The organism is Streptomyces sp. NPDC091682 (genome assembly GCF_044756625.1).
In the GTDB taxonomy this organism is placed as follows: domain Bacteria; phylum Actinomycetota; class Actinomycetes; order Streptomycetales; family Streptomycetaceae; genus Streptomyces.
Map to the genome: position 1 here is coordinate 27,824 of NZ_JBIVTH010000012.1, position 14,208 is coordinate 42,031.

Here is a 14,208-nt window from a genome sequence, read left to right on the forward strand (position 1 = left end):
AAACGACGGAGCCTGCTGGCCATGTTGCTGGCCCACCCGAACACGCCCGTCGGTGTCGAGCGGCTCACCGAGGCGCTGTGGGACGAGGAGCCGCCGCGGCACGCGCGCACCGTGCTGCAGGGACACGTCTCCCGACTCCGTGCGGTTTTCGCACAGTACGACGCGGCCGCGCACGGTGTGGAGCTCCTCACCCAGGGGCCGGCGTACCGGCTGCGCCTGCCCGAGGCGCTCGTGGACGCCCACCGCTTCGAGGAGTCCCTCCGGTTCGTCCGGCGGAGCGTGGACCCGGGGGAGGTCGTGGCGGTCCTCCGCGAAGCGCTGGGGCTGTGGCAGGGGCCGGCGTTCGCCGGGACCGTGCACCGCGCTCCGCTGGAGGCCCCGGCGCAGGCGCTGGAGGAGCTGCGGCTGACGGCGGTGGAAGCGTTGGCGCGCGCGTACGGGCAGTTGGGTGACCACGGAACGGCTGCATCCGTGCTGCGCGCCGAGGCCGCTGCGCACCCCCTGCGCGAGCCGCTCGTGGCGCAACTCATGCTGGCCCTGGCCCGGGCGGGCCGGCAGGCGGACGCGCTGGACCGGTTCCACCACACGCGGAAACTGCTCGCCGATGAGATCGGTGTCGACCCCGCACCGGTGCTCATCGACGCTTACCACACCCTCCTGCGCACGGACGCACCCGCCCGGGCCCACCCGGACGCCGACGCGTGTGCGGACGCCGGCGACCGCGCACGTGCCCACGCCCACGCGGACGCCGACAACGGGACCGCCCGCCCGCCCGCCGCCCTGGCGCACGCGGCGCACGCGGCCCCCGCCGAGCCCGCCGTCACGCCCCAGCTGCTGCCCCGCCGACCACGGGGCTTCATCGCACGGCGGGACGAACTCGCCGCCCTCGACCGCATCACGACCGCGGTGCCCGGCTCCCTCATCACCCTCACGGGCAGTGCCGGCGTCGGCAAGACCGCGCTCGCCGTCCACTGGTCGCACCGACGTCGCGCCGACTTCCCCGACGGCACGCTCTTCGTCGACCTGTGCGGCTTCAGTCCCACCCCGGGCCGTGAAACCCCCGCCGTGCTGCGCGAGTTCCTGCTCGCACTCGGCGTCCCGGTCGAGCGGATGCCCGGGTCGCCCGCCGCCCTCGGAGCCCGCTACCGCGAACTGACCGCCGGGCGGCGACTGCTGGTCGTCCTGGACAATGCCGTCGACTCCGAGCAGATCCGCCCGTTGCTGCCCGGCGGGGACGAGTGCGTCACCCTCGTCACCAGTCGCGACCGGCTCGACGGGCTGGTGGCCACCGACGCCGCCCGCCCGGTGACGGTCGGCGCGTTGCCCGCCGCCGACTCGACGGCGCTGTTGGCCGCCGTGCTGGGCCCGGAACCGGTGGCCGCCGAACCGGAAGCGGCCGCGCGATTGGCCGGCCTGTGCGACGGACTGCCGCTCGCGCTGCGCGTCGCCGCGGCCCGGCTCGCCACCCGTCCGCACCGGGGACTGGCCTCCTTCGTCGGTGAACTTGCCGACGAGCAGCACCGGCTGGACCTGCTCCGGGCGGAAGACGCCGGCGTCGCCGCGGCGCTCGGCCTCAGCCTTCGGCATCTACCCGAACCGGCGCGGTGGTTGTTCCACCACCTGGGCCCGCACATCGGTGCCACGCTCGACACCGGCACCGCGGCCGCCCTCGCCGACTGTCCGCCGCCCCGGGCCGCCCGGGCGCTGGACCAGTTGGCCGCGGCCCAGTTGGTCGTGGAGACGGGCCCGCAGTCCTACGTGCTGCACGATCTGGTGCGCCTCTTCGCCCGCAGCCTGGCACCCGATGACGAACCCGCCGGGCTGCTCCGATTGCTCGACCACTGGGTGCAGACCCTGCTCGCGGCGTGCGCGGCCGCGGAACCCGGTGGCGAGCCGTGCTGCGCCCTCCCGCCCGGCGCCCGGCGCTCGGCCGAGATCCGCCGGTTCGCCGACCGAACGGCAGCCCTCGCCTGGTACTCCGCCGAACGCGGCACTCTGCGGGCAACGGTCGACGCCGCGATCGCGGCGGGCCTTCACGACCGGGCCTGGCGGCTCGTCCTGCTCCAGTGGCCGCTCATCGTGTGGCAGGTCCGCGACGGCTGGGTGCCGCTGCTCGAACAGGGCCTGGCATCCGCGGAACTCGACGGTGATCCGGCGGCCCAGTCCCGTGCGTCGGCGCTGCTCGGCTGGGTGCTGTCCGAGGAGGGCCGGCCGGAGGAAGCCCTGGCGCGATTGGAGCGGGCCCCTGATCTGGCCGTCCGGGCGGGGGACTTCGAGGGCGAGGCGGTCGCGCGGATCAACCTGGCCGTCGCGCTGATGCGGCACGGGGACCGCCAGCGGCCCGGCGGCCTGTTGGCCGACGCGCTCGCCCTGGCCGAGCGGGAGGGGCTCACCGAGACCGTCACGCTGGCACACCAACACCTCGCCCAGCACCTGATCTCGGTCGGCGCTGCGGCCGAAGCCGCCGAACACGCGGCCCGGGGGCTGGCTCTCGCCGAGCCCCTGCTGGCGGCGCCGCGGCGGGTGGTCCTGCGCACCCTTCACGGTGAGGCGCTGGCCGCCGTCGGTCGGACCGGCGAGGCCGCACGACAGCTCCACGAGGCCATCCGGGAGGCCCGGGCCAACGCCTACGAGGAGGGGGAGGTCGCCGCGCGGTTGGCACTGGACGGGCTTCCGGAGCCGGAGCGGGGGCCGGATCCGGCTCCGGTGCCGGTGTGGAGCGCGGGCGCGCGCGGGCGTTCCCCCCTCAGCGAATAGCGCTCCGGACCGCGCCCCGGCGGATGGCGCCGAGTCGGCCGGAGGTGCCTTCCCGGACGTCCGGAGCGCTACCCCTTCCGCGATGTGCCGACGGCGCACCGTCGACGGCCCGACGGTCTCGTGCGCGCCGGAGCGTGGGGGAGAGTGCGGCCGCCTTCGTACGCCCGGAGCGCACCACCGGCCGGCTGCGGGAACCGGTCCCGGCCCCGTACCTCCGGGGCCGAAACGTCCATGGCGATTGTCACTCTATTCCCGCCTAGGGATGGTTCAGGTAGGTGTGTGGATCTTCGCATGCTTATGCTTCACCAGCTATGACGGAAAGTAACGCTCCATGCACGTTACGTGAATCGACCGACGTGGTCGTTCTCGGCGCCGGCCCTGCCGGGCTCGTCCTCGGAATCCTGCTGCACGCCGCCGGGATCGACTGCGTCATCTTGGAACGCGCCTCCCGCACTCAGGTCCAGACGCGGGCCCGCGCGGGTTTCCTCGCCCCGAACACCGTGCGGATCCTGGACCGCCACGGCCTCGCCGACGGCCTGCACCGATACGGCCGACGCCACGGCACGTGCGAGTTCCGCACGGAGGACGGCCGGTTCCGCCTCGACTACGGGGCCCTCGGCCAGGGCGGGCAGCATCACGTCTACCCGCAGCAGGACCTGGTCAAGGACCTCCTCAGCCACTACCTCGACCTCGGCGGACGCATCTGCTTCCGTACCGAGGCGCTCGTCGTGCAGGACACCGACGGCACCCGGCCGTCCGTCACGACGAGCACGCCCGAAGGCCGTCCCACCCGGTGGACTGCCCGGTACGTCGCCGGCTGCGACGGTCGGTACGGGGCGGCCCGCGGCTCACTGCCGCCGGGCGCCGTCCGTCACCACCGGTACGACCACGGAGTGACCTGGCTCGGCCTGCTCGCCGAGACCCCTGCGAGCTTGGATGCCGTCGGCTACGCCGTCCACGACCGCGGCTTCGCCGGACACATGGCCCGCACGTCGCACGTCACCCGCTACTACCTCCAGTGGCAGCGCGGCACACCCGCCGATGCCTGGCCCGAGCAGCGGATCTGGGACGAGCTCGACGTCCGGATGCGCGCCGTGGACCACGGCCCCCTCCGACGGGGCAGACTCCTGGAACGCGGGGTCTTCGACCTCGCGTGCGACGTCGTCGAACCACTGCGCCACGGCTCGCTCTTCTTGGCGGGCGACGCGGCGAGCCTGCTCGCCCCGGCCGCCGCGAAGGGCGCCAACCTCGCGGTCCTGGAGGCCGAGATCCTGGCCGAAGCCCTCGTCGACGCCCTCGCCCGGGGCGACACCGCAGGACTCGACGGGTACTCGGACCGGTGCCTGGCGCACATCTGGCGGGCGCAGGAGTTCACCGGGTGGATGACCCGGCTCCTGCACGCGGTTCCCGACCGGGACCAGGGTTCCGGAGCGCTGTTCCAGGCCGCCCTGCGGCGTTCCCGGCTCGCTTCGCTGCGCACCTCGCGCATCCACCAGGACTGGTTCGCCGAGAACTACGTCGGCGTGTGACCGGCGCGGCACCCCGCTCCCGCACCGCTCCCGCACCGCTCGCTCCACCCCGCACCACCCGGCCCGCCCGCCCACCGCTTCGCCCTGCCCGCCCTGCTCCGCCCCGCACCGGCCCGAGGACACTTCCGCGATGATGACGACCCTCCCCGATGAAACGTTGCTCCTGGACGACGTCGACGACACCGCCCGCCTGCGCGCGGCAGCCCGGTTCGTCCGCGAGCACGACAGCGCCGCCCTGCTCCCCCTCCTCCTGCCCGGCCTCGACGGTCCGGACCTGCGGGCGCTGGCCGCGCACTGCCGGTTCGCCCACGCGGGGTTGCTGCTCTTCCCGCCGGACGCGGACGGCCTGCGGTCCCAACTCGCCGACTGCGGACTGGCCGTGGACACCCCCTCCCACCCCAGCGTGGTGGTCCGGGAACGCCTCGCCCGGCGCCACCGGCGCGACCCGGCCGAGCTCGACGTCCAGATCTTGCGCCCGCACGTGCACGGCTCCATCGGCGAACGGCGTGCGGTCGAAGTGTTCGCCCTGATCGTGCCCCCATACTCCGACCTGGAACCGATCGCCGCCCACGAACGCACCCGCCGGCACGAGGCGCACCTCGCCTTCGAGATCGAGCGCCCCGAACCACTGGTCCTGCGCGGCCTGTGCGCGATCCTCGGCCGCCACGGCGCACGGCCCGACGGCGGCGGGTACAACCCGCACGAGGACGGCACGGTCCTCTACTTCACCCTGCCCGCCGACGCGGCCTGCGACTACCAGCGGCTGGAGCTCTACGCGCGGGGCGACCACCGGGACACCCTCGCCGCCCACCTGGACCACGCCGAACTGCACCACCGACCCGGCCACGACGCGCGGCAGTGCGCCGAAACGCTCCTCCACCTCCTCACCGGTGCATGGACGACACAGGCGCTCGCCGCCTTCGCCCGGCTCGGCCTGCCCGACGCCATGGACACCCGTACTGCACACCGCACCGAGGACCTCGCCCGGCTCACCGGCACCCACCCCCGCGGTCTCGCCACGCTCCTGCGCTATCTCGTCATGCTCGGCGTCGTCACACCGGGTTCCGTTCCGGCCCCGGCCCTGTCCCCGGCCTCGGATCCGGCACCGGCCCCGGAGCCCGCCGGGTTCCGCCTGACCGAACTCGGCGCCCTGCTGCGCGCGGACGCGCCCGGGTCGATGCGACCGCTGGCCCTGATGTACGGAGGCCCGTTCTACCGTTCCTTCGACGGCCTCGACCACGCGGTACGGACCGGCCGGCCGGCCTTCGACCACCTCTTCGGCGAGAACCACTTCGACCACTTCGCCGGCGATCCCGAACTCGCCGCCCTCTTCGACCAGTCCATGGCGGCGAGCTCACGGATGTTCCTTCCGCTCCCCGATCACCCGGTCATCACCGCCGCGGCCCAGGCGCCCGCGGACGCGACCGTCGTGGACGTGGCCGGAGGCAATGGAGAGCTCCTCCGCCGCATCCTCACCGCGCACCCGCGGCTGCGCGGCGTCCTCCTCGAACGGCCGCACGTCGTCGAGGCCGCCCGCCGGCTGCTCGATGCCGCGGGCTGCGGGGTGCGCTGCGACTACCGCACGGGCGACTTCGCCGACGTACCGCCCGACGCCGACGTCTACGTACTGTCCCGCGTCCTGCACGACTGGGACGACGACCGCTGCCGCGAGATCCTGCGCCACTGCGTCCGCGCGATGCCCGCCCACGCGGACCTGCTCGTCGTGGAACGCCTCCTGCCCGTCGACGGTTCCCCCTCGCTGGCCACCGCCTGGGACCTGCACATGCTGTGCAACGTCGGTGGCCGCGAACGCCGGGCCGACCACTACGCGCGCCTGTTCGCCGACGCGGGCCTCCAGCTCGTCGGCCACCGGCCGCTGCCTCTGGACGCGCACGTGCTGCACGCCCGTAGGGCGGGCGCACCGGACCCGGCCACCGGACGGAGCTGAACCGGAGCCCAGTCGTCCGTCATCGGTACGGGGCGCGCGGGGAAGGCGGGAGCGCCCGGTGGATCACGCGCAGGACGAAGGAATCCGGGGGCTGCCACACGTTCCGGTCGGCGAACGCCCAGGCGTAGACCGGGGATCCGTCGCGGACGCAGTCGAGCAGTCCGGGCGCCGCGAGTTCGTGGGCCGACCACTCGTACAGCTGCTGCAGTCTCGGCGCGATCACACCGAAGTCGAGGAGGCGGCCGAAGCCGATCTCCCGGTCGAGATGGGCCCGCACCGAATCGTGGAGCGGGTACTCGGCGGGGAGCACGCGGGACAGCTGCAAGAAGATCCCGGTCATCTCCACCCTCGGATCGCCGAGGAACGGGGCGAGCGGATGCAGCCGGCCGAGGGCGATACGGGGCGCCGCGACGAGGGCGTGGGCGTACAGGACGCGGCAGAGGACGACGTTCATGAAGAACCGCTCGGTCTCGTTCTCCGCCTCCGCGAGGTCGCGGTGCTCGAGGTAGGCGGCGACCACGCTCCCGTTGTGCGCCCGGTACCAGGCCCGGGCCGTGGGGTGGTCGGCGAAGGACAGCCAGTGGTCGACGGTGCGCGCGGAGGCGGGCCCGCCGAGCCCGCCGCTCAGGCCCACCGCCTCGCAGCCGTCACGCAGGATCCGTTCGTTCACCGCCCGCCACCACGGACTGCCGGGCCGGTCGGCGAACGCCGGCTGCAGCACGCCCCGCCGCACCTGCCAGCGCATGAACGACATCGCCGCCCGGCGGAACGGCAGGTGCCGGGGCGCCTTGCCGAACGGGCCGGAGTAGCAACGCTCCATCAGGGCCATCCGCCCGGCGGGGTCATCGCGGACCGCGGCGACCTGCTGCCCGGCCCAGGCTGCGGCCGTGACCTCAGACATCATGAGCACAGAGTGGCACAAACCGGATGGAGCGCTACGGTGCCCGGCCGGGCGGCACTCCGCGTCCGCGTCCGGGTCAGGCACTCGGCGCGAGCACCCACAGCCGGTGGTCCCAGCCGACGTCACGGCAGTCGCGCACCGCGAGCCCGGCCCGCTCCGCCAGCGCGGTCACGTCCTCCACCGAACGCAGCCCGGAGCCGAACGCCGCCGTGAGCCGCAGGTGGTGCAAGGCCGCGTCGATGTCCTCCGGGTCGGCCGCCTCGACCTGCTCGACCAGCACCAGAACGCCGTCGGCCTCCAGCGCGGCCGCGGCCTCGGTCAGGGTCAGTACCGCGTCCTCGTCAGGCAGCCACTCCAGCAGCCGGCACAGCAGGAGCGTCCCCGCACCCGACGGCACCGGGTGGGTCTGCGCTACGAGTTCCACCCGGGGCAGCACCTCCGGATCGAGGATCTCCCCGCCCAGGACCCCCAGCACCGACGGCAGGGCGGCGAGCCGAACCCGCAGCCCGGGAAACTCCTTGACCAGCGCGTTCACGACCGTGCCGGCGCCGTTGCCCGTGGCACCGAGGACGTTCACCGCCGACCAGTCGAAGGCACCGGCCACCCCGGTCGAGACCCAGCGCGCCTCGTCCTCGATCGCGGTGCGGGCCGAACCGCCGAGGCGCACATCGGTGCGCAGCGCCTCCGCCAGGGACTCACCGGAAGCGGTCCGGCAGCCGTTCGCGCCCGAGCGCAGCCGCTCGGCGAGCCCCGCCAACGACAGGTCGAAGGCGGCCTGGGCACCGCGCAGGTCGTACTCCTCCAACGAGTGGTCGTCCTCGACCAGTTCCTCACCCACCGGCGTCAGCCGGTAGCCGTCCTCGGCCTGCTCGAGCACCTCGATCTCCACGAGGTACTTCAGCAGCGCACCGAGCGAGCGCGGCTCGGTCCCGCTGCGCCGCGCCAGCTCCGCGGGCTCCCGTACGCCTTGGTAGACCAGGTCGACCAGGCCCAGGGTGACGGCCACGCGGATCGCCAGCCCCGGTGCCAGGTCGGTCAGTTCGTGGAGCCGGCCGTGCGCGTCCTCGCCCTCCAGGACATCGGGGTCGGCGGGCTCGGTGTGGCCGGGCGCGACCTCGGCCCGCCGCCAGTAGCCGGTGATGTGCGTCTGCTCGCGCGGAACGCCCCGCTCCACCGACAGGTGCCGCCGGATGCCCTTGAGGGTGACGGCCTCCCCGGCCGCCCAGACGAACACCGTGCCCGGCAGCCACTCCATGTCGCGCACCGCGCGCTCCAGCAGATCGCTGCGCCCGGCCGGCGTGCCCGCGCGCACCAGCCAGGTGACCTCGGCCTCCGCGCGCGTCGGCAGTTCCTGACGGTGGCTCTCCTCGCCGACCTCGATGAACACCCGGGCCCGGGTCCCGTCGGGCATTTCGTCGAGCCAGCGGCCGATCGCGGGCAGCGCCGTCTCGTCGCCGATCACCAGCAGCCAGTCGGCGCCCTCGGGGTGGCCGTGCGACATCTTCGGCCCGGCGATCCAGGTCACCTGGCCCGGAGCGGCCTGCTGCGCCCACGACGAGGCGATCCCGCCGTCGTGCCGGACGAAGTCGAAGTCGATCTCCCCGGCCGCCGGGTCGAACCGCACCGGCGTGTAGTCCTTGGAGATCGGCCGTCCGTCCGAGGGCCAGTCCAGGCTGCTGACGTTCTGCCGGGGCAGCACCGGATCCCGGCCTTCCTCCGCGAAGAAGAACTTCACGTGGTCGTCGAAGCCCTCCGTGCGCAGCGGCGGTAGGGTCAGGCCCGCGTGCTCGAAGGCGTGCAGCTGAGGTCCGCCCAGGGTCACCCGCCGCATCCCGGGCGTGACGTCCGAGACGCGCAACACCGTCAGCTCCCTGAGCACGATGGGGAAGGTGACGACCGGGCGGGGACTACGGGTGGACATCCGACTTGCTCCTTCACATCCGTCCGGCAGATCCGGCATGCGGCCACGCTACGGCGCCCCGGGCGCCCCGCATCCAACCCGCGGGCCACGACACTGGCACCCCGCGCGCAATCCGGACGGCCGCGTTCCCGGCACGCCTCGCGGGCCTCGAGGCCCACCTACGGCCAGCGTCCTCGGCGACCGTCCACAGCGGCCGGCCTGGTGACGAGAGCGACAGCTCACGACACGCTAATTTGGGGCACCCCCAGAGCAGAGGAGGGCCCCGTGGGCAAGGTGGTCATGTACGGCTCGGTGTCGGTGGACGGCTTCATCGCGGACGAGAGTGACCAGCCCGGGCCGCTGTTCGACTGGTTGTCCAGCGGTGACGTCCCGTTGGACGGGAGCGGCGAGCTGAAGGTTTCGCAGACGTCCTACGACCACACCCGGCCGTACTGGGACCAGATCGGGGCGACGATCGTCGGCCGCCACGTCTTCGACATGACGGACGGCTGGGACGGGAAGCCTCCGGGCGGTATCGACCACGTGGTCGTCGTGACGCACCGGCCGGAGCCCGAGGGCTGGGACCCCGAGGCGCCGTTTCACTTCGTCGACGGCGTCGAGGCAGCCGTGGCCAAGGCGCAGGAGCTCGCGGGTGACCGCATCGTCGAGGTCGCCGCCGGCGACGTCGGTGGCCAGCTGCTTGCCGAGGGTCTGATCGACGAGGTGCGCATGGACGTCGTGCCCGTCGTGTTCGGGTCGGGCAAGCGCTATTTCGGGTCGGTCCACGCGCAGCACCTGTTGGAGGATCCTGACGTGGTGATCCAGGGCAACCGGGTGCTTCACCTGAGTTATCGGGTGCGCCGTTGACCGATCCGAGCGGGGCTCGAGGGCTGGACCTCAACCGTGCTTGAGTTCCTACGGTGGTGCGCAGACGATCTCGAAGAGAGCGAACGGAGCGGATGCGCCATGGAGTACTCGCACGACGACGCCGAGTTGGTGCGGCAGCCCATCGGTTACTGGAGCTGGGCCGCCTCAGATGCGGTGGTCACCCGTATCAGGGCCGTCCTCGCCGGAATCGGCACCACCCAGCCGCAGGCGTGGATCCTGGCGCAGATCGCGAAGGCCGAGGTGCCGCCGACCCGGGACGGCGTGACCGGCGTGCTGAGCGGCTACGCGGCCGAGGGCATCGATGACCTCGACGAGGAGATCGACGCCACCATCGGCCGCGGATGGGTCACGCAGGACGCGGGCGGACGCCTCGAACTCACGGCCGCAGGAGCGGACTTCTACGCCCGGGTGGCCGCGACGCAGGCGGAGCTGTGGCAGGAACGGCACCGGGGGATCCCGGACGAGGAGTACGTGATCACGCTCAAGGTCCTCCAGCGGTTCATCCGCAACACCGGAGGCGACGCCTGGCACCACTGAAGCCGGGCGGACCGGTGGAGCGATCTGGCGCCCGCGGCGACCGTGCTGTGTAATCGACGACTGTGGACGGGAGCCTGGCAGCCATCGTCGGTGCGGCCATAGGGGCGGTCGGAGGGCTAACTGGTGGTTGGCTGTCCGTGGTCGGGCAGTCGAGGCAGCGCCGCGAGCAGCAGAGTGCCGATCACCAGCAATGGCGTGCCGAGATGAGACGCGACGCCTATGCCTCGTACCTGGCCGCCACACGCGAGTTGAACGCGGCGTGCTGGAAGGTTGCCGACCAACTGGCTGCGCAGGAGGCCACGTCGGCCGACTGGAAGGCTGCACTCGCCGAAACGCACGATGCCTGGGCCAGGTTCAGTACGGGTTCGTCGGCAGTGGCTGTCGCCGGACCGCGGGCCGCGGCGGACAGGGCAGCGGACCTGCACCGGGCGATGCGGAGGTGCGAAATGATCGTCGTGGACTGGGCGCGTGCGGCGATCAGGGACGGCGTGTCCCCCGCGGACGACCATCGGGCGCGGTTCGCGTCCGCCGCCGACGCCAAGCAGGCCCCCCTTGCCGCCTTTCAGCAGGCCGCGCGCGAGGCTCTGGGGACGGAGCGATGAGGGCCGCGTTCGTGTCTCCCATCGGCGGTGTCAGCGCGTCGTCCACCCCCGTGCGCACGATGCCGTGCTCAGCCGGAACCGCCCGGGCGGGCCCGGCTCCCGGAGGAACCGGGCCCGCCCTCGGGCCGCGCGGGCGCGGGCGTCACTGGCCGGCGGCGGCCTTCGCGAGGAGCGGGGTGAGCTGCTCGACGACCCACGGGGCGCTCAGCGCGTCCGGGTAGGCGATGGCCGAGGACAGCGAGTTGTCCGACGGGATGACCGTGAAGTGCTTGGTCTTCACCGCGTTCAGCGACTGGAACAGCTTGTTGGACTCCAGCTCGGTCGCGCTGATCACACCGCGGTCACCGAAGGGGTAGGTCACGAGGAGGACGTCGGCGTCGAGCTGGTCCAGGTTCTCCATGCTCACGGCGTTCTTGTCCGGCGCGTAGTTTTTCGCCTTGTCGGTCTTGGTGAAGCCGAGCTTCTCGAAGACGCCCGGGTCCTGGTCGGCGTAGGACATGAAGCTGACCTGCTCGGGGTGGACGACCGTGTAGGTGTACGTCTTGCCCTTGAACTCGGGGTGCGCGGCCGCGGCTTCCGACGTGGCCTTCTCGTTCGCCGCGATGACCTCGTCGGCCTTGGCACTCATGCCGAGGGCCTTCGCGGCCGTCTTCAGCCGGTCCTGCCAGGTCATGGTGTCGGCCTGTGCCTTGTCGGTGAAGGTGACCACCGGGGCGATCGGCTGCAGCTTGGCGTAGTCCGCGTCCATCTCCCAGGTGTTCATGCCGAGGATGATGTCGGGGGCCTCGGCCGCGATGGCCTCGTAGGCGGTGCCGTCGGCGTCGTCGTACGTCTTCAGCTTGCCGGCGCCGAGCTTGTCGATGGCGCGCTGTTTGTACTCGGGAACCTTGGCGCCGTCCTCGACGTCCGGGGTGATCACCGGGACGATGCCGAGGGCCAGCGCGATGGCGGTGTCTCCGTCGGAGACCGTCGCGACCTTCACCGGCTTCTTCTTGACCTCGGTCTTGCCCCACGCGTTGGTGAGGGAGACGGGGAAGGCGGCGGACGCGTCGGCTCCGGCAGCGGCCGGCTTGTCCTTGGCGGCGGTCGAGTCCTCGCCGCCGCACGCGGTGAGCAGGCCGAGACAGGCGGCGGCCGCGGTGAGGGCGGCGAGGGCTCGGGCCGGGCGACGGTGCGTTCTGTGCAGGACGGACATGATGATGGTGTCTCCTATGCGGGGATTCGACGGCCCAGGGGGAAGATCTGGGGCCGCTCTGAGCGGGGATGGGGGACGACGAGACAGTCCAGGCCGAACACTTCGGCCACGGTCTCCTCGGTGAGCACCTCTTCCGGAGTGCCCCGGCGCACGATCCGGCCGTCGCGCATGGCGACGATCGTCGAGGCGTACAGGGCTGCCTGGTTGAGGTCGTGGGACACCAGCACGATCGTCTTTCCGGCCTGCTCGTTGAGGTCGGCGAGGAGGTCCATGACCTCGATCTGGTGGGCGATGTCCAAGTAGGTGGTGGGCTCGTCCAGGAGCAGCGTCGGCGTGTCCTGGGCGAGCGCGAGGGCGATCCACACGCGTTGGCGCTGGCCGCCGGAGAGCTGGTCCACCGGGCGATCGATCAGCTCGGCGGTACCGGTTGCCAGCAGGGCGTCCGCGATGACCTCGTCATCGGCGGCGGTGCGCCGCTGTCCGAACCGGCGGTGCGGATGGCGGCCGCGCCAGACGAGGTCGCCGACGGTGATGGACTCGGGGGCGATCGGCGACTGCGGCAGGATGCCCAGGCGGCGGGCCACCTCGCGGGTGGACAGGGCGTGGATGTCCTGGCCTTCGAGGAGGACCGAGCCGGCCGCGACGGGCAGCAGCCGGGCGACGGACTTCAACAGGGTTGACTTGCCGCAGGCGTTCGGGCCGACCAGCGCGGTGATCTTGCCCGGCTCGATCCCGAGGGTGAGTTCCTCGATGATCGGCTTGCGCTCGTACCCGGCGCTGATGCCGCGGGCTTCGATCCGGAAGCCGGCGTCGGGGGAGGAGGGTACGGGTCGTGCGCTCATGTGGTGGCTCCTTGCCTGCGCCGGAGGATCAGCCAGACGAAGTAGGGGGCGCCGAGCAGTGCCGTGAGGACGCCCGTCGGAACCGGGCTGATCACGGGGCCGTGCTGGGCGAGGACATCGGCGCCGAGGACGATGACGGCGCCGATCGGAACGGCCAGGGCGACGGACCGGTCGGCGCCGACCAGCCGGACCGCGATGGGCCCGCTGATCAGCGAGACGAATCCGATCGGGCCCGTGACGCTGGTGGCGAGCGCGGCGGCCGCTGCCCCGACCAGCAGGGTCGCGATCCGGACGGCGCCCACCCGGGTCCCGAGCCCGAGGGCGAGTTGGTCGCCGAGGGACATGCTGCCCAGGGACCGGCCCAGCAGCGCGGTGCAGAGCCCGCACACGGCGAGCGCACCCGCCAGCGTGGACACCCCCTCCCAGGTGGCGTCGTTGACGCTGCCGACCAACCAGCGCATCACCTGCGCGATCCCGTGCTGACCGGCCACCGTGAACAGGTAGTTCACGTACGCGGTGCACACGGCGCTGAGGCCGATGCCCACGAGGACCAGGCGGTAGGTGTCCACGCTCCCGCCGTGCCTGCTCAGCGCGAGCACCGTCGCCACGAGGGCGAATGCCCCAGCGATACCGGCCAGGGAAGTCCCGAAGGGAACGGCCGGGGCGAACAGCAGCACCGTGGTGGCGCCGGCTCCGGCGCCCGCCGAGATGCCGACCATGTCCGGGGTGGCCAGCGGGTTGCGGATGAGCCGCTGGTACAGGGCGCCGGAGAGGCCGAAGAGGGCTCCGGCGAGCAGCGCCGCCAAGGCGCGCGGCAGCCGGATGCGGAAGATCACGTAGTCGGCCAGTCCGGTGCGCAGCCCGAAGGCGGCGGGCAGGACGTCGCCCGCCGGGATCTTCTTGACCCCGCCGAGCAGGATCGAGGCGACGAGCAGCGCGAGCAGCATCAGGACGAGTACGCAGGCGACGAGGCGGGCCCGGCGGATGCCCGCCCGGTGGGCACCGCGCAGCCGGGCCGCGGTGGCGGCCCTGAGTTCGGCCGCCGTGTCCCGGGAGGCCTGTCCGAGGCTGCGCGCCCCGTCCGCCCGTGGCGCGTGTGTCTGTGGCAT

At 72.8% G+C, this 14,208-nt stretch carries 11 protein-coding genes; 6 read left to right on the top strand and 5 right to left on the bottom strand.

The features are described 5' to 3' along the window. The first annotated feature begins 21 nt into the window (after positions 1 to 21). The 3 genes from ACIQK6_RS26010 to ACIQK6_RS26020 all read left to right on the top strand — a co-directional run bounded on the left by ACIQK6_RS26010 (position 22) and on the right by ACIQK6_RS26020 (position 6,234). The gene (locus ACIQK6_RS26010; RefSeq protein WP_402695568.1) at positions 22 to 2,757 is read left to right on the top strand and encodes a BTAD domain-containing putative transcriptional regulator; all 2,736 of its coding nucleotides are present in this window, start codon (positions 22 to 24) and stop codon (positions 2,755 to 2,757) included. 356 nt (positions 2,758 to 3,113) lie between these two features. Continuing rightward, complete coding sequence (locus ACIQK6_RS26015) at positions 3,114 to 4,286, top strand: 4-hydroxybenzoate 3-monooxygenase (protein WP_329106227.1); 1,173 nt, start codon at positions 3,114 to 3,116, stop codon at positions 4,284 to 4,286. A gap of 130 nt (positions 4,287 to 4,416) precedes the next feature. Further along, a complete protein-coding gene (locus ACIQK6_RS26020) occupies positions 4,417 to 6,234 on the top strand; it encodes a methyltransferase (protein WP_402695569.1) in 1,818 nt (605 codons plus the stop codon). A gap of 19 nt (positions 6,235 to 6,253) precedes the next feature. Here ACIQK6_RS26020 and ACIQK6_RS26025 read toward each other — a convergent pair whose 3' ends face one another. Together ACIQK6_RS26025 and ACIQK6_RS26030 are read right to left on the bottom strand one after the other, a co-directional pair. Then, positions 6,254 to 7,138, bottom strand: a complete 885-nt coding sequence (locus ACIQK6_RS26025; protein WP_329106232.1) for a hypothetical protein — start codon at positions 7,136 to 7,138, stop codon at positions 6,254 to 6,256. Positions 7,139 to 7,211: 73 nt separating this feature from the next. Further along, positions 7,212 to 9,056, bottom strand: coding sequence for an SIP domain-containing protein (locus tag ACIQK6_RS26030; RefSeq protein ID WP_402695570.1), 1,845 nt, complete (start codon positions 9,054 to 9,056; stop codon positions 7,212 to 7,214). 264 nt (positions 9,057 to 9,320) lie between these two features. Between ACIQK6_RS26030 and ACIQK6_RS26035 the strand changes: the two genes are divergently transcribed. The 3 genes from ACIQK6_RS26035 to ACIQK6_RS26045 all read left to right on the top strand — a co-directional run bounded on the left by ACIQK6_RS26035 (position 9,321) and on the right by ACIQK6_RS26045 (position 11,062). After that, positions 9,321 to 9,902 (top strand): dihydrofolate reductase family protein, encoded by a 582-nt coding sequence (locus tag ACIQK6_RS26035; protein WP_402695571.1) that lies wholly within the window; start codon positions 9,321 to 9,323, stop codon positions 9,900 to 9,902. 99 nt (positions 9,903 to 10,001) lie between these two features. Next, on the top strand, positions 10,002 to 10,460 hold the full coding sequence (locus ACIQK6_RS26040) for a MarR family transcriptional regulator (protein ID WP_402695572.1): 459 nt from the start codon (positions 10,002 to 10,004) through the stop codon (positions 10,458 to 10,460). Positions 10,461 to 10,597: 137 nt separating this feature from the next. After that, complete coding sequence (locus ACIQK6_RS26045; RefSeq protein ID WP_329106238.1) at positions 10,598 to 11,062, top strand: hypothetical protein; 465 nt, start codon at positions 10,598 to 10,600, stop codon at positions 11,060 to 11,062. Between the two features lie 142 nt (positions 11,063 to 11,204). Here ACIQK6_RS26045 and ACIQK6_RS26050 read toward each other — a convergent pair whose 3' ends face one another. From ACIQK6_RS26050 to ACIQK6_RS26060, 3 genes are read right to left on the bottom strand one after another with little or no spacing between them, the layout of a single operon-like run. Continuing rightward, positions 11,205 to 12,257: an ABC transporter substrate-binding protein gene (locus tag ACIQK6_RS26050; RefSeq protein ID WP_329106239.1), complete on the bottom strand. Its 1,053-nt coding sequence runs from the start codon at positions 12,255 to 12,257 to the stop codon at positions 11,205 to 11,207. A gap of 14 nt (positions 12,258 to 12,271) precedes the next feature. Beyond that, positions 12,272 to 13,099, bottom strand: coding sequence for an ABC transporter ATP-binding protein (locus tag ACIQK6_RS26055; RefSeq protein WP_329106241.1), 828 nt, complete (start codon positions 13,097 to 13,099; stop codon positions 12,272 to 12,274). After that, positions 13,096 to 14,208, bottom strand: coding sequence for an iron ABC transporter permease (locus ACIQK6_RS26060; protein ID WP_329106243.1), 1,113 nt, complete (start codon positions 14,206 to 14,208; stop codon positions 13,096 to 13,098). The genes ACIQK6_RS26055 and ACIQK6_RS26060 overlap by 4 nt, the downstream gene beginning before the upstream one ends.

Bases quoted from the DNA above. Each gene is read 5' to 3' on its own strand.
- ACIQK6_RS26010 (WP_402695568.1), top strand. From the start codon at position 22: ATGTTGCTGGCCCACCCGAACACGCCCGTCGGTGTCGAGCGGCTCACC.
- ACIQK6_RS26020 (WP_402695569.1), top strand. From the start codon at position 4,417: ATGATGACGACCCTCCCCGATGAAACGTTGCTCCTGGACGACGTCGAC.
- ACIQK6_RS26025 (WP_329106232.1), bottom strand. From the start codon at position 7,138: ATGATGTCTGAGGTCACGGCCGCAGCCTGGGCCGGGCAGCAGGTCGCC.
- ACIQK6_RS26030 (WP_402695570.1), bottom strand. From the start codon at position 9,056: ATGTCCACCCGTAGTCCCCGCCCGGTCGTCACCTTCCCCATCGTGCTC.
- ACIQK6_RS26040 (WP_402695572.1), top strand. From the start codon at position 10,002: ATGGAGTACTCGCACGACGACGCCGAGTTGGTGCGGCAGCCCATCGGT.
- ACIQK6_RS26050 (WP_329106239.1), bottom strand. From the start codon at position 12,257: ATGTCCGTCCTGCACAGAACGCACCGTCGCCCGGCCCGAGCCCTCGCC.
- ACIQK6_RS26055 (WP_329106241.1), bottom strand. From the start codon at position 13,099: ATGAGCGCACGACCCGTACCCTCCTCCCCCGACGCCGGCTTCCGGATC.
- ACIQK6_RS26060 (WP_329106243.1), bottom strand. From the start codon at position 14,208: ATGCCACAGACACACGCGCCACGGGCGGACGGGGCGCGCAGCCTCGGA.